The sequence below is a fragment of the Streptomyces kebangsaanensis genome (assembly GCF_001906585.1).
In the GTDB taxonomy this organism is placed as follows: Bacteria; Actinomycetota; Actinomycetes; order Streptomycetales; family Streptomycetaceae; genus Streptomyces; species Streptomyces kebangsaanensis.
The window spans coordinates 237836-259075 of sequence record NZ_JUJA01000157.1 but is presented as its reverse complement, the minus strand read 5'-3'; the positions used below and the strand labels follow the sequence as shown (position 1 = coordinate 259075).

Sequence of the window (21240 nt, the reverse complement as noted above, 5' to 3'; positions counted from 1 at the left end):
CACCGCCCCGACCGGGCTGGTGCGGGGCGTCACCGGCCCGGTCGCCCCGCAGGCCACCCATGCCGGCGGGGGGCCTCTGCTGCTCCGGGCAGTTCGGCCGGAGGGGGCGGTCGGGGCGCAGGGCGATGCGTCGGACGCCGGGAACCCGGACGGCGCGGGTCGGCCGCCGGCCGCCCGGACAGCGCCGTCTGCGCGTCGGACGGGTCCGGGGACGCGGTCGGGTTCGTCGGGCTCCGGTTCGGGCTCGTCCAGGTCGGCTCCGTACCGGACGGCGCCCTCCGGTACGACGCCGTCCGGTTCGGGCTCGTCCAGGTCGGCTCCGTCCCGGACGGCGCCCTCCGGTACGACGCCGTCCGGTTCGGGCTCGTCCAGGTCGGCTCCGTCCGGTACGACGCCGTACGCCGCGAGGCCTTCCCGTAGCGGCTCCCGTAGCGGCTCACGTGGCGCGGGAGCGGCCGACGCGGGCTCCGGGCCCGGACCTGTGGTCGCGCGTTCCGGTGACAACAGCGCTGCGGGGGAGGGACGTCCGGGCAAGGCCTCGCCGACCCGTGGCATCACGTCCGCGGATTCCCCCGCCGTGCTCTCCTCGGCACCTTCCTCTGTCCAACGGGCCGCGCAGCCGGACGCCGGCCCGGTGGTCACCCCCGCCGACACCGGCCGCCGGCCGGCCGCTCCGGAGATTCCGCTGGTACGACGTGTGTCGGTGGTCCCGGGTGCGGACGCCGACGGTGGCGCGGCCCGACCCGCTTCCGGCGGGCCCGCTTCGGAGACACGGTCCGGCGCGCCCGAGCCCGACTCCGGGCGCGCGTCCCGGTCGCAAGCCGGTTCCGGGAGTCGGACGCCTTCCGGCCCGGCCGTACAACGCACCGCAACGGGGGCGACAGGGACACCGGCCGCCCGGGGAGGCCGGCAGGCGGAGGAACCACGTGCATCCCGTTCCTCCGGCGCAGAGGTGTCCCGCCCGGCCGTCCGGCTCCGCCCGGTGGGGCCTCGCCTGACCACCGCGCGGCGCCAGGCCGGACCCGTGCGCCGCGTCGCCGCCGTGCGGCCCGCCGCCACCCCGGCGCCCGGTAATGGCACAGCCCCTGACGCACACGGCCCCGCCCCCTCCACGAGCGCACCGGCGGTGACGGGGGAGCGCTCCACCGCGCCCGCACAGCACCCCGCCACGCGCGCGGGAAGCCGTGCGCCGCTCGGCGCCCCGCTGAACGAACTGCCCCCTAAAGCCGTCCCGTTGGCGGGGGGCGCTCCCACCGCGCCCCCCGCGCCCGGCGCCGGAGCCGGGTCCGGCCCCGTGCTGCCCGTCGTCCAGCGCCGGACGGAGGGCACGGTCGGCACCCCGGGCCCGTACGGCGTCGGCGCGAAGGGGACGGCCGACGGCGCCCCGGACAGCCCCGCCGCCCCGGACAGCCCCGCCGCCCCGGCCGGCGCCCCGCGCCGGCCCCCCGGTCCCGGCCGCCGCGGGGCACGCACGCGCGGCGGTCTGGGGGCGCCGCTGTCCGCTCTGCCGCCGAGCGCCGACCTGCCCGGATCCGCCACGTCCGGCGCCCGCGCCTCCCGTACGGTGCCCGGCCAGGACATCCAGCGCGCTCCGGTGCGCCAGGACCGAAGGTCCGGAGCCGCTCCGGTACCGCCCACCACGGACCGCACCCCGACGCCCACCGGGACCGCACCGCGCACCGCGCCCCTCGCGCCGGGAGGGACCGGAGCGGACGGGCCCCTGCTGGGGGCGGGCGGCGTCCAGCGCCGCCTCGCGGACCACTCCGCCACCGGGGGCACCACATCGCCCGGCCCCACGGACCAGGCGAACGGGCCCGCCACGCCGCTGACGATGCCGTCCCCGGCCGCCGTGTCCCACCGAACGGCACCGGAAGGCACCGCGGACACGGACGGCCCGGCCGGGGACGCGCGACGACCCGGCGTGACGTCCGGCCCGCCGGGCGCCGGCGGGCAACGGCCCCGGGACCCCAAAGCCCCGGGCCCGGTCGTCGTCGCCCGGGCCGTGGCCGCAGGCGCCGGAGGCGCCCCGGCCCCCGACGCGGCCGACCGGCACCCTCCGACCGCGACCCGCTCCGCAGCGCACTGCGCCCCGGCGGTACCCCGTGCCCTCCCGCTGCTCGCCCTGCGCCCGCTCGGCCTCAACACCCGGGCCCCGGAAGGGATGGCACCGCCTGCCGCCTCCGGCTCCGGCGGCCGTCCCGTCGTGGCGGCACGCCGGGCCGGCGCTCCCGCCGCCGCCCGGAGCGGCCCCGTGCCGTCCACCGGGGCGCCCGCGCGGCCGACGCCGGGCCCGTCCGCGCTCTCCCCGGCGACGCCGCAGGTCCAGCGGGCCGCGACCGCGCCCCAGGGACCGCAGGGCCCGGGCGTACGAAGGACCGGCTCCCCGGGCTCCGTCCGGCGCGTACCGGTGGTCCGCCCCGCGCCGCCCCACCGGGGGACGCCCGGCGCGGCCGCCCCGGCCACCGACCTGCCGGCGCGGTCCCTGCCGGTCACCTCCCTCCGGACGCCGCCGCTCACGGACCGCCCGCCGGCCGCTCCGGCCCCGACGGGGGCCATCCCCGTGGTCCGGCCGGCGACCGGTACCCCGGGACCCGGCCCGGCGGCGGGCAGCGGGACCGGCCGGGCGGCGGGCAGCGGGACCGGCCGGGCGGCACCCCCGGTCCAGCGCGACATCACCGGCACCGGCGGCGCGACCGTGTCCAGGGGCGTACCGGCCCGGTCGGAGCCGGCGCGCGGCCGGCCGCGATCGGCCTCCGCACCGGCCGCCCCCGGCAGGGACTCGGCCCGGCGCGCCGAGACACCGCAGGACCCCGGCGTCGACCTGGACGACCTGGCGCGCCGCCTGCTCGACCCGATGGCCCGGCTCCTGCGCACCGAGCTGCGGCGCGGCCGGGAACGTACGGGCCGCCCCTACGACGGACGCCGCTGAGGGCGCGGCACGGAACGGATGACGGACGCATGACCGACAGCATCTTCGCGACGAGCGTGTTCTTCCGGCTCGCGATCGGCGGCAACGACCTGGGCGCCTTCCACACCTGCTCCGGCATGGGCGCCGAGGTCGAGATGGAGAGCTACCAGGAGGGCGGCAACAACGGCTTCACCTGGCACCTGCCCGGGCGCGTGACCTGGTCGAACATCACCCTTACCCGGCCTGTCACCGCCGACACGGCGAAGATCGGCCGCTGGCTCGACGAGACGCTGCGACGGGTGGAGCCCAAGGACGGCGAGATCGTGGCACTGAAACCGGACTTGACCCCGATCGTCAGCTGGCAGGTGTTCGGGATCGTCCCGGTGCGCTGGCAGGGGCCGTCCTTCGACCCCGCCAGCTCGGAGGCCGCGGTGGAGTCCCTGGAGATCGCCCATGAGGGGCTGTTTCCCTCCTGACACCCGCCCACGAGTCCGTCCCCGCACGGTTTTTCCTCCTCGGAAAGGAAGTCCCGGCATGTCCCCAGCGGTCCGCTCCAGTCGGGCCCGGGCCCAGCTGACCCTGAAGGAACCCCCCGCTTCGGTCGGCGCGAAGCCCGGCGGGACGATCACGCGGCTGGACCTCCAGTTCAACCCCTCCACCCTGGAGCTGCGCAAGACCACCGAGTGGCGGCGCTCCCCGTCCCGGATGGCAGGGCAGTCGGCACTGCCCGAGTTCGTCGGCAGCGGCCCGCGCACACTGAGCCTCGAAGTGTTCCTGGACGCCACCGCCACCCACGACGACTCCGTGGAGCAGGCGGTGGAGAAGCTGATGAAGGCGTGTGTGCCGACCCCGGTCAGCCTGGGCCGCAAGAAGCCGGCCAGCCCGTGGGTGCGCTTCGAGTGGGGCACCGCGCGGACGACCTCGTTCGACGGGGTGCTCTCCAGCCTGTCGGTGACGTACACGCTGTTCGACGTGGACGGCAAGCCGCTGCGGGCCACCTGCGCGCTGTCGATCGAAGAGGCGAGCGTCGACCCGCCGGGCCAGAACCCGACGTCCGGCGCGCGCACCGCCCGCCGTACGCACACCGTGGTGGCGGGCGACAGCCTGGCCCTGCTGGCCTGGCGGGAGTACGGCGACGCGACGGCCTGGCGGGTCATCGCGGAGGCTAACGACATCGACGACCCGACGGCGCTCGTACCCGGCACCGAACTGGTGGTGCCCGGGCTGCGCGACGCCGGCGCCGAGGAGGAGCGGTGACCACACCCGAGGCACGGGGCGGCCGGTCGTTCGCGGCGGACCCCGTCGTGGAGACGCCCGACGAACTCCCGCTGATCTGGGCCGCCCAGCTGGTGAGCTGCGTGGTGGACGAGAACGTGGGCCTGCCGGACGCGGCGGTGCTCACCTTCCGCGACCCCGATCACGAGTTCCTCAAGGCGACCGGCATCACCATCGGCACCCCGCTCAGGGTGTCGGTGGTGACCGTGTCCGGGCAGGCGCGGGAGCGGCTGTTCAACGGCGAGGTGACGGCCCTGGAAGTGGACCGGGACCGCACGGGATCGTTCACGGTGGTGCGCGCCTACTCCAAGGTGCACCGCCTCCAGCGCGGCCGGAAGGTGGTGGCGTACCGGAACATGACGGCGGCGGCCATCGTCCGCAAGGTGGCCGCCGGAGCCGGGCTGGCCTGCGGCACCGTGCAGGCCGCGCCGGTCACCTATGGGCAGCTGTCCCAGGCGAACGTGTCCGACTGGGACTTCCTGCAGTTCCTGGCGGCCGAGAGCGGCGCGCAGGTACGCGTCGACGACAAGGGGCTGCTCCAGTTCACCAAGCCGCAGAAGGCGTCCGGCGCGCCCGCACCGTCGACCCCGGCCACCCGGAACCCGATGGTGCTGGAGTACGGGCGGAACCTGCTGGCGCTACGGGCCTCGCTGTCGACCGCGGACGGCGCGTCGTCGGTGGAGGTGCGCGGTTGGGACGTCACCACGAAGCGGCCTCTGGTGGCACGGCAGCCATCGGTGGACAGCGAGACGGTGGTGCCGGGCCTGAGCCCGGCGTTCGCCGCCCGATTCGGCACGTCCTCGAAGCTGACCGTCACCGACACCCCGTACCGTACCCAGGCCGAGACGACGGCGGTCGCGGACGCGACGGCCGCTCAGGTCAGCGCGGGCTTCGGGGAGCTGGAGGCGGTGGCCGAAGGCAACCCCCGGCTGCGGGCGGGCAAGCCCGTGGCGCTCGGCAACGTCGGGCAGGCGTTCTCCGGCAAGTACACGGCCACGGCGGTGCAGCACGTCCTCGAGCCGCAGGGCGGGTACCGGACGACGGTGTGGGTGAGCGCCAGCCCGGACCGCTCCCTGACCGGTCTGGTGACCGGCGCCAACGCGCCGTCCCGTGGCCCGCGCATGCCGGGTCTGGCGATCGGCGTGGTGACGGACGTACGCGAGCCGGGCGGCGCCCAGCGCGGCGCGGTGCGGCTGAAGTTCCCCTGGCTGGACGACACGTACGTCACCGACTGGGTGCGCACCGTGCAGTGGGGCGGCAAGGGCGGCGGAGGCGTGGTGAGCCCGGAGGTCAACGACGAGGTCCTGGTCGGGTTCGAACAGGGCCTGCTGGACAGCCCGTACGTCATCGGAGGGCTCTACAACGGCGTGGACGAGCCGTCGCCCCACGACGTGCCACTGGTCGACAGCACCAGTGGGAAGGTCAACCGCCGCTCGGTGGTGTCGCGTTCGGGGCATCGGGTGGAACTCCTGGACGCGAGGGCGCCGGGCCCGTCCGGACTGCGGCTCCTGACCGGTGACGAGCGCCTCGAAGTGCGCCTCGACGACCGGCGGGAGCGGATCGAGCTGACGGTGTACGCCGGGCGGGGCCGCCCCCTCACCTCCGTCCTGCTCGACAAGGACGGCATCACGCTGGACGCGGGGAGGGGCGACGTGAGCGTGAAGGGCCGGCAGGTGGACATCGACGGCACGGCCGGGGTGAACATCAACGGCCGTTCGGTGAGCGTCACCGGCAAGTCGGACGTCACCGTCGACGGCGGCCTGCTGGGCGTCCTCAAGGCCCGGCTCATCCGGATCAACTGACGCCCGACCCGTGTCCGCCCCGCCCCACCGACCCTGTCCGACGACCTTCCGCAAGGAGCACCGCATGCCAGCCGCAGCCCGTACCGGTGACCCCACCAACCACGGCGGTGTGATCGCCACCCCGCCTCCCGGCGCCGCCGCGGCGGTGGCACGCGTACTGATCGGCGGTCGCCCCGCCGCCGTCGTGGGCAGTCTGCACGCCTGCCCGATGCCACCGCACGCGCTCCTGGGACCGGCCAACGTGATCGCGCCCGATCCGGCCGCGCTCGCCGCGGGCACCGTCCTCATCGGCGGGTTGCCGGCCGCGCGGGCGCGCGACCGAACCGCGTGTGGCGCGATGGTCCTGACCGGCGCTCCCGACGTCCTGATCGGCGGTGTGTGATGAGCGAGCGCTTCATCGGGCGGGGCTGGGCGTTCCCGCTGCGGGTCGGGCCGACCGGGGGGATCGCCATGGTCGAACGGGAACGGGAGATCGAGGAGGCGATCCGCCTGGTGCTCGGCACCGCACCCGGCGAGCGTCCCATGCGCCCCGAGTTCGGCTGCGGCATCCACGACCACGTCTTCGCCCCCGGCGACGGCGCCACCGCCGGACGCCTCGCGCAGCAGGTGCGCGAGGCCCTTGAGCGGTGGGAGCCGCGCATCGCGGTGGACGACGTGGTGGTCGCCTTCGACGCCGTCGAGGCCGGCACCCTCTACATCGACGTGCACTACACCGTGCGTTCCACCAACGACCGGCGCAACCTGGTCTTCCCCTTCTACACGATCCCCTCCGAGGAGGGGGCCGGGGAACGGGGCGCCGACTGATGGCCCTGCCCTCCCCCAACCTGGACGACCGGCGGTTCCAGCAACTCGTCGACGAGGCGAAGCGGTACGTGCAGCAGCGTGCCCCGGAGTGGACCGACCACAACGTCTCCGACCCGGGCGTCACCCTGATCGAGACGTTCGCCTACCTCGTGGACCAGTTGCTGTACCGGATGAACCGGGTTCCGGACAAGAACTACACCGCGTTCCTCGACCTGTTGGGCATCCGCCTGTTCCCGCCGGCCGCGGCCGTGGCCGAGGCCGACTTCTGGCTGTCGGCGCCGCAGCCCGACACGGTGGTGCTGCCCGCGGGCACCGAGGTGACCACCGCGCGCGGCGAGACCGACGAGGCCGTGGTGTTCACGACCACGGAGGAACTGCGCATCGTACCGAGCGAGTTGACGCGCCTGGTGACCGCGCCCCGGACCGGTGAGCAGACCGACCGGACCGGGATGCTCGCCGAGGGCCGCGACGTGCCCTGCTTCCAGGCGGCACCGGAGCCGGGCGACGCGCTGCTGTTCGGCCTGCCGACGGCGGTGCCGCGCTGCGTCGTCGCGGTGCGCCTGGACAGCCGCGTGGAGGGCGTCGGTGTGGACCCGCGCCAGCCCCCGCTCGTGTGGGAGGCGTGGGACGGCGGCGGCTGGCAGGTGTGCGAGACCGGCACGGACACCACCGGCGGGCTGAACCGGCCCGGTGAGGTCATCGTGTACGTACCGGCCGGGCACACGGCGTCGGTGATCGGCGGAACGCGGGCCGGCTGGCTGCGCTGCCGCGTCACCGAGACGGAGCCGGGCCGGCCGTTCTACTCGGAGTCCCCGACGGTGCGCGAGGCGGCGGTGTTCACCGTGGGCGGCACCATGTCCGTCGAGCACGCCGAGACCGTGACCGACGTGCCGCTCGGCACCTCGGAGGGTGTCGCGGGGCAGACGTTCCGGCTCGACCGCCCACCGGTCCTGCTCGACGGCGAGCCCCCCGTGGTGGAGGTGTCCTCGTCGGAGGGGTGGCACCGCTGGGAGGTGGTGGAGCACTTCGGCCGCTCCGGGCCCGCCGACCGGCACGTCCGCGTGGACGCCACCACCGGCGAGTTCGGCTTCCCCCCGGCGCTGCGCGAGCCGGACGGCACGCTGCGGCAGTGCGGCGCCGTTCCGCCCAAGGGCGCCCAGGTGCGGGTGGCCCGCTACCGCACCGGCGGCGGCCCGGCGGGCAACGTCGCCCGTGGCGCGATCTCCGTGCTGCGCAGCTCCGTTCCGTACGTCGCGCGGGTCACCAACCGGGAGGCGGCGCGCGGCGGCGTCGCCGGTGAGACCGTCGCCAACGCCAAGCTGCGGGCGCCGGAAGCGCTGCGGATGCAGGAGCGCGCGGTGACCGCCGAGGACTACGAGATCATCAGCCGTCAGGCGGCGCCCTCGGTGCGCCGGGTCCGCTGCCTGCCCGCCGGCGACGGCGCGGGTGCGGTACGGGTCCTGGTGGTGCCGGACGCGGTCGCCGACGAGGGCGACCGGCTCCGCTTCGAGCAGCTGATCCCTCCCGACCAGATGCTCCGGGCGATCACCGCGAGCCTCGACGAACGGCGCCTGATCGGTACCCGCCTCGTCGTGGAGCCGCCGGTCTACCAGGGCGTCACCGTGGTGGCCCGGCTCGCGGCGGCGCCGGACGACACCGACCGGGTGCGCGACGCGGCGCTCGCCGCGCTGTTCCGGTACCTCGACCCGCTGCACGGCGGCCCCGACGGCACCGGGTGGCCGTTCGGACGGCCGGTGCAGTACGGGGAGGTCTTCGGCGTGCTGCAACGCGCCACCGGCAACGCGCTGGTGGAGGACATCCGGCTGTTCCCCGCCGACCCGGTCACCGGGCGGCGCGGTGCACCGACGGACCGCGTCGACGTGGCCGCGGGCGCACTCGTCTTCTCCCACCAGCACCAGGTGGTCGTCACAGCCGTCGAGCCGGAGGCACGGGGATGAGCCGCGCCGCCGTACCCGGACTGCCGAGCAGGTACCCGATCGGCGGGCAACTGCCCGCCCTGTACGCCGACGACGACTTCGCACAGCGGTTCACCGCCGGCCTCGACACCGTCCTCGCACCGGTGTTCACGACCCTCGACAACCTGCCCGCCTATCTCGACCCCCGGGTGGCGCCGACCGACTTCCTGACCTGGCTGGCGTCCTGGGTGGGCTCCGACGACGACCCGCGGTGGCCCGTGGAGCTGCGTCGCGAGGCGGTCGTCCGCGCGGTGGAGCTGCACCGGTGGCGCGGCACCGGGCGCGGCCTGGTCGAGGCTCTGCGGCTCGCCCTCGGCGTGCACGCCGAGGTGTCCGGGGACGGCGGCGCGGCGTGGTCGAACACCGCCGGTGCCGACCTCCCGCCCGAGCCCCCCTCCGACCCCTTGGTCCGGGTGTGGCCGGACCGTGGGACGCGGGTGGACCCGGACCGGGTCCACGAGATCGTCCGGGCCATGTGCCCGGTGCACACCGTCTGCCGGGTGGAGGTCCTGCCCGGCCCGCCCGCCGACGAAGGGAGGTGACGTCATGCGCGCGTGCACCGCGTGCGGGGCGTCCAACGACCCGGGGGACGACTTCTGCGGCAACTGCGGCGCGTACCTGGGCTGGTCGGACAACCCGCCGGTACCGGGCGCGGGCTCGGGGTCCGCGGTCTCACCGGACCCCGCTCCGACGGACGCATCGCTCCCGGCGGACGAGTCCGCGCCGGCCGAGCCTGCCCGCACCTCCTCGCCCCGCCCCCGGCTGACGGGCCGCGGCCGGGGCGGGGCGAGGAGGACGGGCGCCGCGCGCGCCGCGAGCCCACGCCCCGGCGACGACGCGGGCTCCGGCCCCGCTCCCGGTCATGGGGAGACCACGAGCCCTCCGCCCCAGGCCGGTCCCGACGATGCCCGTACCGGGCCCCCCGCCCCCGCCCACCGCTCGACCACCGGTGCCGGGGGAGCCCCCCTCGCCGACGAAGCTCCCCCCACCGCGACGCCAGAACCTTCCGGGCCCCGACCCGCCGCATCCGGTGCGGGCGCACGGCCGCCGCAAACCCCGGCCGCACCGTCGCCCTCCACCGCCCCGCGTGCTCCGGCCACCCGGAACACTCCGGGCCCTCGGTCCCCGGACACCCCCACCCCCGGGGCACCGGCGCCGGACCCCGTCCTGCCCGTACGCCCCGCGAAGCCGGTGGCCTCACGCCCCGTCGTACGACCCGCGGCGGTACCGGACGAGGTGGCGGGGACGCCCTGCCCCGCCTGCGGCACGCCCAACCCGCCGGACCGCCGCTTCTGCCGACGCTGCGCGACCTTGCTGAAGCCCGACGCGAAGCCCGCCCCGCTGCCGTGGTGGCGGACCGTGTGGCCGCTGCGCCGCCGGGTGCGGGCGAGCTCGGGCCGGGCGGTGCGGCTCCTGGTGATCCTGGCCGTGGCGGTGGCCCTGTGCGCGGGCAGTCTCCTGCTGCTGCCCGCCGGACGCGCCTTGTTCGAGGACACCCGGGACAAATTGAGCACGCCCGAGCCCGTGACCCCGGTGGACGTCGAGGCGAGCGCCGAGGTGCCCCGGCACCCGGCGACGAACACGACGGACGGGCTGAGCAACCGCTACTGGGGCGCGCCCGCGCCGGGCGCCTGGGTGACCTACACCTTCCGCGAGCCGTTCCGGCTGGTCGACCTGGTCATCACCAACGGCGCGTCCGCGTCACCGGAGGACTACGCCCGCCAGGCACGTGCGCTCCGGCTGGACCTGGAGGTGACGACGCGGGACGGCACGAAGCACCACGAGGAGCTCACCCTCAACGACAAACCGGGCGACCAGCCGATCCCCATGGGGATCAGCGACGTGACGACGGTACGCCTGGTCCTGCGCTCGGCCGTCGGCCTCACCGCGGGCCGTCACCTGGCCCTGGCGGAGGTGGAGTTCTTCCAGCGGGGCTGACCCGGCGCCTGCGGGGTCACGGCCCGGCCGAGGGCGGTCACGGCGAGCTGCCCCGGGCGAACGGTGACGCAGCACCCGCGCCGGGCGGGGCCGTTTTCCCCGTGATTCCCCGCTGTTCCCCGCCCGGTCCGGTGCGGCTGTGGTGCGGCTGTGGTGCGGCTGTGGTGCGGCGGCGGGCGGAAGGCTCGGGCGTTCCGGCTCGGGCGCTCTTGCTCGGCGTCGTCGGCTCGTCGGCCCTTGTGAGCGAGCAGCTGCCCTCCCGGGTCCCGTCAGCTGTTCCGTTCGATCCACTCGTTGCCGCCCAGCGGGTAGTCGTAGCCCGGGCGGCCCGCGTCGGCGCTGGTGCGGAACGGGGTGCCGCCGTCGTCGATGTGGACGGTGCCGCGGCGGCTGCCGCTGGACCAGTCCAGGGTGAGGTCCCAGCGAACGTCATGGGCCTTGGTGTGGGCGGTGACGTAGAAGACCTCCGGGTCGGACTCGCTGACCTTGTACGGGAAGTCGCGCTGGCCGTTCTTGACGGTGACCGTGGGACTGCCGTTGTCGAGGTCGATGTCGAACGACTTGGTGTCGACGTTGCCGCCGCAGCCGACGCCCATCGAGTAGTCGTTCCAGGCGAGCGGCGCGCCCTTGGTGAGGATGCGTACGTGCAGCGCCTCCAGGACGACGGTGTCCTCGCCGGTGCCCTGGACGGTGAGAGCGACCTCCTGTGAGCCTGAGGACACCGCCCCGTACGCGGCGGCCCAGCGCGGGGCGGTCTGCTCGCTCGCCGGCGGGCCGACCTGCGCGGGTTCGCTGTTGACGAGGAAGTGCTGGCTGCACGGGCTGTCGTAGACGTAGGGACGGGTGCCGACAGTGAGGGGGACGGCGTCGGTGGCGCTGTCGGCCGTGCGCTGGGCCCCGCCCTGCTTGCCGCCGTCTTTCGAAGTGCCGGACCCGGCCGCCCCGGACCCGGTGGCGGCGGAGGCCGACGCGGACGGCCTGTGTCCCTTCGCGCTCGGGGACGGGGAGGCGGACGGCTTCCCGGCGTCCGCCGTGCCGGTGACCGAGGCGGTGGCACCGGCCGCCTGCTCGTCGCCCGTGTCGTTCCCGCCGCCCAACAGCGGAGGCACGGCGAGCGCGACGGCTCCCAGCACGGCGACCACCGCGGCGGAGGCGATCAGCACGGTACGGCGACGACGTGGCGGCGCGAGCTCGCGCGGCACGTCGACGACAACCGACTCACCGCCCTCGCCCTCGCTCCGCCCGTGCGATGCCGGCGAGCCTGGATCCACCGTACTGACCGTTCCCGCCGCATCAGTCGTATCAGCTGCATCAACCGCATCAGCCGAACCGGCTTCCTGAGCCGAACCCGCCGCCGTGACCTGATCCGGCCTGCTTCCTCGTGCCGCGTCCGCCAGGATCCAGCGCCGGTGCAACTCCACCAGCTCATCCGGCGTTGCCCGGCAGACCCTTGCGAGGCGCTCCACCGGTGCGTACTCGACGGGCACCGCTGTGCCGCTGCAGTAGCGGTGCAGCGTCGACGTACTCATGTGCAGCCGCTTGGCGAGCGCCCCGTAGCTCAGTCCCGAGCGGTCCTTGAGCTCCCGCAGCAGCTGCGCTAACGCCTCCGTCCCGCCGGCCCCTGTTGCCCCTGACACCCGTTCCCCCATCCCCTCGTGTTCCAGTCCCGCGTTCCAGGGCCACTGCCTTCTCCCTGGTCAGAGGGAGTTTCGGCATTCCAGTGTCCCCAACTGCCCGCCGTACGTAGCGGCTGGGACGGATCGCCTCACAAGCTTCGGTCATCCAATCACCACCCCACCCGAACACCGAAGGGGCACAGCCACATGTCCAGCCTCCGCACTTCCCGCACCCGTCTCGCCGGCGCCGCCGCGACCGTCGTTCTCGCCGCGCTCTCCCTGACCGCGTGCAACAACGGCACAGGTGTCCACGACGAGGGTGCCTCGGCGGCCACCACGCCGACCGCGGACTCCTCTTCCGGCGCTCTGCCTTCCGGCTCCGGCTCCGGCTCCTCCTCCCCGGAGGCCAGGTCCGCCACCGGCACCAAGAGGCCCGCCGCGGACACCTCCGCGTCGAAGGCACCCGTCTCGTCCGGCAAGCCGGTCACCTGCGAGGGGTCCAACACCAAGACGGTCGCGGCCCCGCTGAACCGCCCCGTGAACCACATGCTGCTCACGGTGACCAACACCGGTCGCGTGAGCTGCCACCTCTACGGCTACCCGGCCGTCCGCTTCGGCGAGGCCCAGGCCGTGCCTCCGGTCATCGAGGACTCGCGGCCGCAGGCGGTCGTCACGCTCAAGCCGGGCGAGTCCGGCTACGCCTCGGTGAACCTGTCCGCCACCGACGGCAGCGGCTCGAACGGCCACACCGTGAACTCCCTGACCGTCTACTTCCACGGTCGCTCCGGCAACGAGAGCGTCGGCGCGGGCGCTCACCCGTCGCTGCCCGCGAAGGGCGTCTACGTCGACGACTCGCTCAAGGTCACGTACTGGCAGCAGTCGATGGATGACGCCCTCGACTGGTGACGCCTGAGCGCGCTCGAAGAACCAGCCCACGGACCCGAGCAGGCAGGTGACCCACCATGCGCAGCATCCGCAGGATCTCCCGCTTCGTGACCGCCTACATCGGCGCCGCCTTCCAAGTGATCATCTTGGGCGGCACAGGCCACCTGTCGGAGGAGGCGGGACTCCGCCGACGCCGCCACGGTGTCTGAACATGCCGACTGCGGGGGCGGACAGCTGATCACGACGGACAGTCGAAAGGCCCGGGTCTCCGACCTGGGCCTTGGCCGTGGAGCGGGTGACGAGAACCGAACTCGCGCTCTCCGCTTGGGAAGCGACGGCGCTTGCGCGGCCAGATGGCCGCCGACCTGCGTTGATTCGCTGCGCTTCCGCTGCTTCACGGGTCTGGTCGCACCATTGTTGACCGTGGTTGTCCGCCCTTACGGGCACGGATCGGGCACGGCCTCGGACCGTGCCGCTCGGCAGTCCCCTCCTGATCGGTGGAGCCGTACCGGATGGCACGTCGACCGAAGCGCGTCCGGGCGAACTTGCGTGTGCAATCAGCAGCCACTGGCCGGTGAGGGGCACAGTCGCACTGCGGGCCGGCTCGCTGTGAGCACCCCCGACGCGGTGGAGCGGGCCGACTTCAGGGAGCCTGTCCGCGAGCAGGTGCCGGGTGGACGGTGTCCCCGGGCCGAAGACGGGGACGCGCCGTGCGTGACGGGGGCACGTTCCTCATGGACGGTGCCTCACCTGGGCGGCAGGTCCGCGGCGAGGGCGCGTCCTTCGTCGAGCCGTGCGCCGAGCGTGCAGTCCTCCGCGACCGCGGCGCCGTCGACCACGATCCAGCCGCGTATCGGGCGGCCGGTCATGTCGAAGACGCGCGTCCCCGGCCGGGCGAACGCCGCGGCGGTCACGTCCGGGCCGACCCTGACCACGGGGTCGCCGGTGACGCCGACGGCCGTGTCGAGATCGGGAAGTACGCCGTGAGGGTGACCTCGCCCCCGGTTCCGAAGCCGCCCCGGCCGGCACGGCGATCGTCATGGCCTCAAGCTTCCGCCCCCTCGGGAGCGGTCACCATCCGGTGAGCAGCAGATGGTTGAGGAGCAGGGCGAGCAGCGCCTGGGCGGTGAGCCAGGCGCGGATGGGGCTCCCCCCTGCTGGAGCGGAGCCGGAAGCTCGGGGGAGGGTGAGGAATGCGCACGCCGGGAGCAGCCACAGCGCGAAGGGCAGCCAGATGCGTTCCGTCTCCGCCTTGCTCATACCGGACAGGTCGGCGACCAGCAGGGCGAGGAGTGCGGCGGACACGAGGAGTGCGAGGCGGGCCTCGGCCGTCCGGCCGGTGCCGCCGCGACGGCGCCGGACGAGCACCGCACCGGTCCGCCGCAGGCCCGCCGCCGTCGCCAGGCCCGTGATGAGGACCGTGCAGGCGAGGTTGGCCCACACCCAGTAGCCGTAGGGGCGGATGCCGCCCACGCCCTGGTAGTAGCGCGTGACCAGCAGGTGGTACGCCTCCCACCAGTTGAACCCGGCGAGCGTGAACGCCGCCGGGACCACCGCCAGTCCGGCGAGCAGGGCCAACAGCAGGGCGGGGCGCCCTCGGATCCCGTGTCGGCCGAGCACCAGTACCGCCGCCGCGATCAGTGCGACGAGCGTGAGGCCGTACGACAGGTAGCAGGTCAGGCCGAACAGCAGCCCGGACGCCCCCGCCCACCACAGGGACCGTCCGGTGACCGCCAGTGCGAGCAGCGCCACCGCCCACGCAGCCACCGCCGCGAAGTACGCGTCGGCCGAGACGCCCATCCACACGGCGGCCGGGGCCAGAACGAGGAAGGGCGCCGCCCTTCGCGCGAGTCCTTCGTCGGCCAGGGCGCGGACCGTGACCAGCACGGCCACGCAGGCCGTCGCCCCGACGGTGATGCACCACGCCCCGGCCCAGCCCCCGCCCCGCAGTCCGATCCGGTCGAGCAGGACGAAGGTGAGCGTGGCCGCGGGCGGGTGGCCGGCGATGTGGGCGGGCCAGTTGTCGGGGGAGCCGAGCAGGATGTGCCGGGTGAAGCCCCGCAGCGCCGCCGGGATGTCATGGAAGCGGTCGACGACCTGGAGGTACTCGTGGCGGGTGGTGAGCCGGACGGCGATGCCCCGGTGCCAGCCGTCGATCAGGGCGAGGGAGTAGGTCCACGCCATGGCCGTGCCCCACGTCAGGGGAACCAGGGTCCGCCAGGGGAGACGGGCCGCGAGGGCGGGGCCGTACGCCACGGTGGCGACCGCCACCAGGACGGCCGCCGGAGTGCCGGGGCCGAGGTGGGGTTCCCAGGACGCCAGCAGTGGGGGCCAGTCGACGAACAGCGTACGGCCGGTCCCCTGGATGTGGCGGCCGACCAGCACGGCCGCCGTCACGAGCAGCACGGCGGCCCCGGCTGCGTACAGGTCACGCCTTGGGCCGCGGGGCACGCCGGAGCGCGCGGCGCCGGGCTCGGTGGAGGGCAGGGTGCGGATCACACCGGAACGCTAGGCCGCGCGGCCGGTCACGGAGTGCCGTCCGGGCCCGATGTCAGCGTTTCGTCATGGGTCGCGCACCCTGTCGCGGGGTGGTTCCGGCCTACCGTCGGAACATGCGCGACCCCGACGCACCACGGCTTCCCTCCTCGCCCGGCTTCTGGCGCAGCCCCCTGCGCGGCCCCTGGTTCACCTCGGTGCTGGGCCTCGTCCTGCTCGTCGGCATCACCGTGCTGTTCGTGACGGGCCTGGTCTCGTACGCCGCCTACAACCCCGGCCTGTCCCCGGTGAACGACAAGACACCGGGCAAGGGGATCCTCGGCTTCTACCTCTTCGCCTGGCCGACGGACCCGCACTGGCTGTACCGGCTCAACCAGGGCGTCCACGTCACCCTCGGCATCACCCTGATCCCCGTCCTGCTCGCCAAGCTGTGGTCCGTGGTGCCGAGGCTGTTCGCGCTGCCGCCGGCCCGCTCGCTCGCGCACGCCCTGGAGCGGATCTCGCTGCTGCTCCTGGTGGGCGGCGCGCTGTTCCAGTTCGTGACCGGTGTGCTCAACGTCCAGCTCGACTACGTCTTCCCCGGCTCCTTCTACCCGCTGCACTTCTACGGAGCGTGGGTGTTCTTCGCCGCGTTCGTCGCCCACGCGCTGCTGAGGATGCCCACGGTGCTGCGCAATCTGCGGCACCCGCGGGAGGAGCGGAACGACCTGGTGTCTCCGCGCCCCGCCGAGCCGACCGTCTCCCGACGGGGTGCCCTGTGGTTCGTCGGAGGCGGCTCGCTGCTGCTGTTCGCCACCACGGTGGGACAGAACTTCGACGGTCCGCTGCGGCGCACCGCCCTCCTCGCACCGCACGGCGGCGGCGATCCCGGCAGTGGCCCGAACGGCTTCCAGATCAACAAGACCGCCGCGTACGCCGGGATCGACGCGGCGGAGACGGGCGAGGGCGCGTGGCGGCTCGTCGTCACGGGACGCACGGGCACCGTCCGCCTCCGCCGGGACGAGCTGCTCCGGCTCCCCCTGTACAGCGCGGCGTTGCCCATCGCCTGCGTGGAGGGCTGGTCGACGTCGGACCAGTGGTGGCGCGGGGTGCGGCTGCGCGACCTCGCGGCGCTCGTCGGGTACGACGACGATCCGCCGGACGTGTTCGTCGAGTCCCTCCAGCGGAGCGGCGCCTTCCGGAAAGCCGCCCTGCGCGCCAACCAGGTGGCCGACCCGCGTTCCCTGCTCGCCCTGTACGTCAACGGCGAGGAGCTGTCCCCCGACCACGGCCACCCGGCGCGGATCATCGTGCCCGCCGCGCCCGGTGTGCTCAACACCAAGTGGGTGGCCCGGATGACGTTCGGAGACCTGTGATGCTTCCGCGGCTTCCGCGGCTTCCGCGACTTCCGCGCATTCCGATCGGCAGTCCCCTGCAGCTCCTGCTGCTCGCCTGTTCGTTCGCGCTCGCCGCCTACGCGGGTGTGCGGCTGCTCGCGGACGACTGGTTCGGTGTGGCGCTGTGGTTCGTGGGGGCGGCGCTGCTGCACGACCTCGTGCTGCTGCCCCTGTACGCGGTCGCGGACCGGGCGGTCGTACGGGGGCTCGGCGCGGTCCGGCGCCGGGTGGGGGCACCGCCCACGCCCTCAAGGCAGTGGGGGAGGGTGCCGTACGTGCGCGTACCGGCGGCCCTCTCCGGGTTGCTCCTTCTCGTGTGGTTCCCGCTGATCAGCGGCATGGTGGAGCGGCGCTACCGGTTCGGCACCGGGCTGCCGGCGGACGTGTTCCTCGCCCGCTGGCTGCTGATCACCGCCGTCCTCTTCGGCGGCTCGGCGCTGCTGCTGGCGTTGCGGCTGCTGCGGCTGCGCAGGGCGGCGAAGCACCGTCCGCCGGCCGTCCACTGACCGGCCGGCTCCCAGTCCTGTGCGTACCGGAGCAGCGCCCGCGTGCCGAGTCGCGCCCAGGGGAAGAGGGCGTCGGTTCCGCCGGCGTCGGTGAGGTCGACGACCTGTACCTGGGCGCGTTCGTCGACGTCCACCGGGGCGGTCTCGGCGATCAGCAGGCCGCCGGGGCGCAGGAGCCCGGCCACCCGGTCCAGGAGCGCACGCGGGTCACCGCCGATGCCGACGTTGCCGTCCATGAGCAGGACGGTGCCCCAGCGCCCCTCGCCGGGCAGCGGCTCGAAGACCGAGCGCCGCAGCGCCCGACCCCCGAGCCGCACGGTGTGGTCCACGGCGGCCTCGCTGACGTCGATGCCGAGGACGGCCCGGCCCCGGGCGGCGAGTTCCGCCACCAGTCGCCCGGGCCCGCACCCCACGTCCAGCACGGTTCCCTCGCAGCGGTCCAGCACGTCCCGGTCGACCGTGTCGGCCCGGGCGCACCAGCGTTCCACCTCCAGCGGCAGCAGCCAGCCGTCGGCGCGGCGCAGGAACAGCGGGCCGTGGCCAGTGCGCAGGGCGGCGGTGTACGGGTCGGCGGCCGCCCAGGCGAGGGCGGCGGTGGGTGGGGTGCTCATCGGGGTGTGGCCGGGGGCGGAGTCGGCTCCGCGACGGGCCAGGGGTCCGGCGGGGAGTCTGGTGGGTCGGTCGGTGGGGAGTTCGGTCCGGAGTCCGGCTCCGTGGCCGGTGGCGAGTCGACCCCCGCGACCGGCCGCGCATCCGGCCCCGCGACCGCCGTGCACCGGGCCAGCCGTGCCGCGAAGCGGCCGTGCGGGGCCAGGGCGGCGACGGCGTGGGCGTCGGCGGCGGTGTCGACGTCGCGCAGGGGCGGCAGGTCGCGCACCCGCAGGCCGGCGGTGAGGAGACGGTCCCGTTGGGCCGCTCCCGTCACCGGGGTCGACATGGGCACGCCCCGCAGCAGGGCGGGATCGGGGCGCGCCAGGCCTAGGGCCCAGAAGCCGCCGTCCTCGGCCGGGCCGAAGTGGGCGTCGCAGTCAGCGAAGTCCACGGTGAGTAACTCCGGCGTCACCTGCGGGGTGTCCATGCCGAGGAGCAGGGCCGGGCCGTCGCAGCGCGCGAAGGCGTCCGCCAGCCGCTCGTCCAGCCCGCCCGCGCACTGCGGTACGACGTCGAAGCCGGGCGGCAGCCAGGGGCCGGGGGCGCCGTCGAGGACGAGGACGCGCCGGGAGGCGGGCGTGGCCGCCACGGCGTGCAGGGTGTCCGCGAGGGCCGCCTCGGCCAGCTGAGCCGCCTGACCGGGCGTGAACGGCGGGGTGAGCCGGGTCTTGACCCGGCCCGGCCGCGGCTCCTTGGCGATGACGAGGAGCGCGGTCAACGGACGGTCCCTCCTCCGTGCGCGGGGGGTTCGCTCAGCACGCGGCTCATGTCCCGTACGGCCTGCCAGGTGCCGCGCCAGGTGCCCGTCACCTTCGAGGCTCCGGTGCGCGGCAGGTACGGCACGTCGTGCTCGGCGATCCGCCAGCCGGCGTCGGCCGCGCGGACGACCATCTGGAGCGGATAGCCGCTGCGCCGGTCGGTGAGGCCGAGGGCGAGCAGGGGCTCGCGGCGGGTGGCGCGCAAGGGGCCGAGGTCGTGCAGGCGCAGCCCGGTGCGGCGGCGCAGCATCCGCGCGAGCGCCAGATTGCCGGCGCGGGCGTGCGCGGGCCACGCGCCCCGGCCCCGCGGACGCCGTCGGCCGAGCACCAGGTCGGCCTCGCCGTCCCGGACTTCACGGACGAAGGGGACGAGGAGCGACGGGTCGAGGGAGGCGTCGCCGTCGCAGAAGCACACCACGTCGGCGGTGGCGGCGGTCAGCCCGGCGTGGCAGGCGGCGCCGAAGCCCCGGCGCGGCTCGTGCACGACGGTCGCGCCGCACGCGCGGGCGACCTCGGCCGAGCCGTCGGTGGAACCGTTGTCGACGACGAGCGCGCGCCAGCCCGGCGGGATCCGTTCGAGCACCCAGGGAAGGGCCTCGGCCTCGTTCAGGCAGGGCAGCACCACGTCGACGTCCGAAGGAGTCGTCGTCACGGTCTCACCCTACGAATGCGAATCGGGCATACCGGACTTCCGCTCCTTACGAAACGCGGACGTCCAAGGCCGGGGCGGTGTTCGGGCGCGCACCGGCGACGACGCGGTGCCAGGCTGGAGGCATGCAGCAGCAGCCGTACGAGCCCATGGGGACGCAGGCCGCCGACGGGTCCCCCCGGATCCTGGTCGTCGACGACGATCCGACCGTCGCCGAGGTCGTCGCCGGGTATCTGGACCGCGCCGGTTACGTCGTCGACCGCGCCGGCGACGGCCCGACGGCCCTCACCCGTGCCACCGCGCACCGGCCGGACCTGGTCGTGCTCGACCTGATGCTGCCCGGCATGGACGGCCTGGAGGTGTGCCGGCGGATCCGCGGCCACGGCCCCGTGCCGGTCATCATGCTCACCGCCCGCGGTGACGAGGACGACCGCATCCTGGGCCTGGAGGTCGGCGCCGACGACTACGTCACCAAGCCCTTCAGCCCCCGCGAGCTGGTGCTGCGCGTGGAGGCGGTGCTGCGCCGCAGCAGGCCCGCCGACACCGGACACCGGCTGGGGGCAGCCGGCCTGACCGTCGACCCGGCGGCTCGCCGGGCCACCAAGAACGGCACCGAACTCGCCCTCACCATCCGCGAGTTCGACCTGCTCTCCTTCTTCCTGCGACACCCGGGGCGGGCCTACGGCCGCGAGGACCTGATGCGCGAGGTGTGGGGGTGGGACTTCGGCGACCTGTCGACCGTCACGGTCCACGTCCGCCGCCTGCGCGGCAAGGTGGAGGGCGACCCGGCCCGGCCCCGCCTGATCCAGACCGTGTGGGGCGTGGGCTACCGCTTCGACCCCGCCGGCGAGGAGGACTGACCGTGCGTGACACCCTCCTCATCGCCCTGTACGCCTTCGCCGGTGCCGCCGCCACGGGCCTGGCCGGAGCGGGCGTACTGCGCCTGATCCGGCGCCGCTCGCTGACCGCCTCGCTCGCCGTGGTCGCGGCGGTCGGGGTCGTCGCGATGCTCGCGGGCACGCTCGCCGTCGCCCGGGCGATGTTCCTGTTGCCGCACGACCTGACCGTCGTCACGACCGTCGTCGCCACGGCGGCCGTCGTCTCCCTGGCCACCGCGCTGCTGCTGGGCCGCTGGGTCGTCGCCCGCAGCCGCGAACTCGCCGTGGCCGCACGCGCCTTCGGCGACGGCGTCGACTTCACCGCCCCCGACGGCCCGGCGACCGCCGAACTGGATTCCCTGAGCCGCGAGTTGACGGCCACCAGTGTCAGGCTCGCCGAATCCCGTGCGCGGGAACGCGCGCTGGAGACCTCCCGTCGCGAACTCGTCGCCTGGATCTCGCACGACCTGCGCACCCCGCTGGCCGGCCTGCGGGCCATGGCGGAGGCCCTGGAGGACGGCGTCGCCGCCGACCCCGACCGCTACCTGAAGCAGATGCGCACCGAGGTCGAACGTCTCGACGGCATGGTCGGCGACCTCTTCGAGCTCTCCCGCATCCACGCCGGCACCCTGCCCCTGACGCCCACCCGGATCTCCCTGTACGACCTGGTCGGTGACGCGCTGGCGGGAGCCGACCCGCTCGCCCGGGAGCACGGGGTGCGG

At 74.9% G+C, this 21240-nt stretch carries 19 protein-coding genes, 1 tRNA gene and 1 pseudogene; 14 read left to right on the top strand and 7 right to left on the bottom strand.

Translation table 11 applies throughout. The features are described from left to right. Positions 1–1126 precede the first annotated feature (1126 nt). From RH94_RS28370 to RH94_RS44870, 9 genes are all read left to right on the top strand, one after another. The gene (locus tag RH94_RS28370) at positions 1127–2929 is read left to right on the top strand and encodes a hypothetical protein (protein WP_143204088.1); all 1803 of its coding nucleotides are present in this window, start codon (positions 1127–1129) and stop codon (positions 2927–2929) included. A 29-nt stretch (positions 2930–2958) separates the two neighbouring features. Beyond that, positions 2959–3384 carry a phage tail protein gene (locus tag RH94_RS28365; RefSeq protein WP_073951191.1) on the top strand — a complete coding sequence of 142 codons (426 nt, stop codon included), beginning with the start codon at positions 2959–2961 and terminating at the stop codon, positions 3382–3384. Between the two features lie 58 nt (positions 3385–3442). Next, on the top strand, positions 3443–4165 hold the full coding sequence (locus tag RH94_RS28360; protein ID WP_073951190.1) for a CIS tube protein: 723 nt from the start codon (positions 3443–3445) through the stop codon (positions 4163–4165). Next, positions 4162–5985 (top strand): VgrG-related protein, encoded by a 1824-nt coding sequence (locus RH94_RS28355; RefSeq protein ID WP_073951188.1) that lies wholly within the window; start codon positions 4162–4164, stop codon positions 5983–5985. The genes RH94_RS28360 and RH94_RS28355 overlap by 4 nt, the downstream gene beginning before the upstream one ends. Before the next feature lie 64 nt (positions 5986–6049). After that, positions 6050–6367: a PAAR domain-containing protein gene (locus tag RH94_RS28350; RefSeq protein WP_073951186.1), complete on the top strand. Its 318-nt coding sequence runs from the start codon at positions 6050–6052 to the stop codon at positions 6365–6367. Beyond that, positions 6367–6789: a GPW/gp25 family protein gene (locus tag RH94_RS28345; protein ID WP_073951184.1), complete on the top strand. Its 423-nt coding sequence runs from the start codon at positions 6367–6369 to the stop codon at positions 6787–6789. Before RH94_RS28350 ends, RH94_RS28345 begins: the two co-directional genes overlap by 1 nt. Beyond that, positions 6789–8747, top strand: coding sequence for a putative baseplate assembly protein (locus RH94_RS28340; protein WP_073951182.1), 1959 nt, complete (start codon positions 6789–6791; stop codon positions 8745–8747). Before RH94_RS28345 ends, RH94_RS28340 begins: the two co-directional genes overlap by 1 nt. Then, positions 8744–9307, top strand: a complete 564-nt coding sequence (locus RH94_RS28335; protein ID WP_073951180.1) for a phage tail protein — start codon at positions 8744–8746, stop codon at positions 9305–9307. Before RH94_RS28340 ends, RH94_RS28335 begins: the two co-directional genes overlap by 4 nt. Before the next feature lie 769 nt (positions 9308–10076). After that, complete coding sequence (locus RH94_RS44870) at positions 10077–10703, top strand: NADase-type glycan-binding domain-containing protein (RefSeq protein ID WP_234426099.1); 627 nt, start codon at positions 10077–10079, stop codon at positions 10701–10703. A 269-nt stretch (positions 10704–10972) separates the two neighbouring features. Here the strand turns inward: RH94_RS44870 and RH94_RS28325 are convergent, their stop codons facing one another. Beyond that, positions 10973–12340, bottom strand: a complete 1368-nt coding sequence (locus RH94_RS28325; protein WP_234426098.1) for a helix-turn-helix domain-containing protein — start codon at positions 12338–12340, stop codon at positions 10973–10975. A gap of 186 nt (positions 12341–12526) precedes the next feature. Here RH94_RS28325 and RH94_RS28320 point away from each other — a divergent pair, with 186 nt between their 5' ends. After that, positions 12527–13225, top strand: coding sequence for a DUF4232 domain-containing protein (locus RH94_RS28320; RefSeq protein ID WP_073951174.1), 699 nt, complete (start codon positions 12527–12529; stop codon positions 13223–13225). Between the two features lie 56 nt (positions 13226–13281). Continuing rightward, positions 13282–13413: a hypothetical protein gene (locus RH94_RS46220; RefSeq protein WP_267893401.1), complete on the top strand. Its 132-nt coding sequence runs from the start codon at positions 13282–13284 to the stop codon at positions 13411–13413. A gap of 78 nt (positions 13414–13491) precedes the next feature. Here RH94_RS46220 and RH94_RS40925 read toward each other — a convergent pair. From RH94_RS40925 to RH94_RS28310, 3 genes are all read right to left on the bottom strand, one after another. Then, positions 13492–13594, bottom strand: a tRNA-Gly gene (locus RH94_RS40925). 356 nt (positions 13595–13950) lie between these two features. After that, on the bottom strand, positions 13951–14118 hold the full coding sequence (locus tag RH94_RS28315) for a hypothetical protein (RefSeq protein ID WP_234426097.1): 168 nt from the start codon (positions 14116–14118) through the stop codon (positions 13951–13953). A 157-nt stretch (positions 14119–14275) separates the two neighbouring features. Further along, positions 14276–15655 carry a hypothetical protein gene (locus tag RH94_RS28310; RefSeq protein WP_073951240.1) on the bottom strand — a complete coding sequence of 460 codons (1380 nt, stop codon included), beginning with the start codon at positions 15653–15655 and terminating at the stop codon, positions 14276–14278. A 161-nt stretch (positions 15656–15816) separates the two neighbouring features. Between RH94_RS28310 and RH94_RS28305 the strand changes: the two genes are divergently transcribed. Then, a complete protein-coding gene (locus RH94_RS28305; RefSeq protein WP_073951170.1) occupies positions 15817–17055 on the top strand; it encodes a molybdopterin-dependent oxidoreductase in 1239 nt (412 codons plus the stop codon). Positions 17056–17428: 373 nt separating this feature from the next. Here the strand turns inward: RH94_RS28305 and RH94_RS46440 are convergent, their stop codons facing one another. From RH94_RS46440 to RH94_RS28285, 3 genes are read right to left on the bottom strand one after another with little or no spacing between them, the layout of a single operon-like run. Next, the gene (locus RH94_RS46440; protein ID WP_073951168.1) at positions 17429–18193 is read right to left on the bottom strand and encodes a class I SAM-dependent methyltransferase; all 765 of its coding nucleotides are present in this window, start codon (positions 18191–18193) and stop codon (positions 17429–17431) included. Continuing rightward, the gene (locus RH94_RS28290; RefSeq protein ID WP_079189215.1) at positions 18190–18951 is read right to left on the bottom strand and encodes a TIGR04282 family arsenosugar biosynthesis glycosyltransferase; all 762 of its coding nucleotides are present in this window, start codon (positions 18949–18951) and stop codon (positions 18190–18192) included. Before RH94_RS28290 ends, RH94_RS46440 begins: the two co-directional genes overlap by 4 nt. Further along, entirely contained in the window at positions 18948–19643 is a 696-nt protein-coding gene (locus tag RH94_RS28285; protein WP_073951166.1) for a glycosyltransferase family 2 protein, read from the bottom strand. Before RH94_RS28285 ends, RH94_RS28290 begins: the two co-directional genes overlap by 4 nt. 122 nt (positions 19644–19765) lie before the next feature. Between RH94_RS28285 and RH94_RS28280 the strand changes: the two genes are divergently transcribed. Together RH94_RS28280 and RH94_RS28275 are read left to right on the top strand one after the other, a co-directional pair. Further along, positions 19766–20500, top strand: a complete 735-nt coding sequence (locus RH94_RS28280) for a response regulator transcription factor (RefSeq protein ID WP_079189214.1) — start codon at positions 19766–19768, stop codon at positions 20498–20500. Between the two features lie 2 nt (positions 20501–20502). Next, positions 20503–21240, top strand: a pseudogene (locus RH94_RS28275) (histidine kinase dimerization/phospho-acceptor domain-containing protein); the annotation flags it as partial.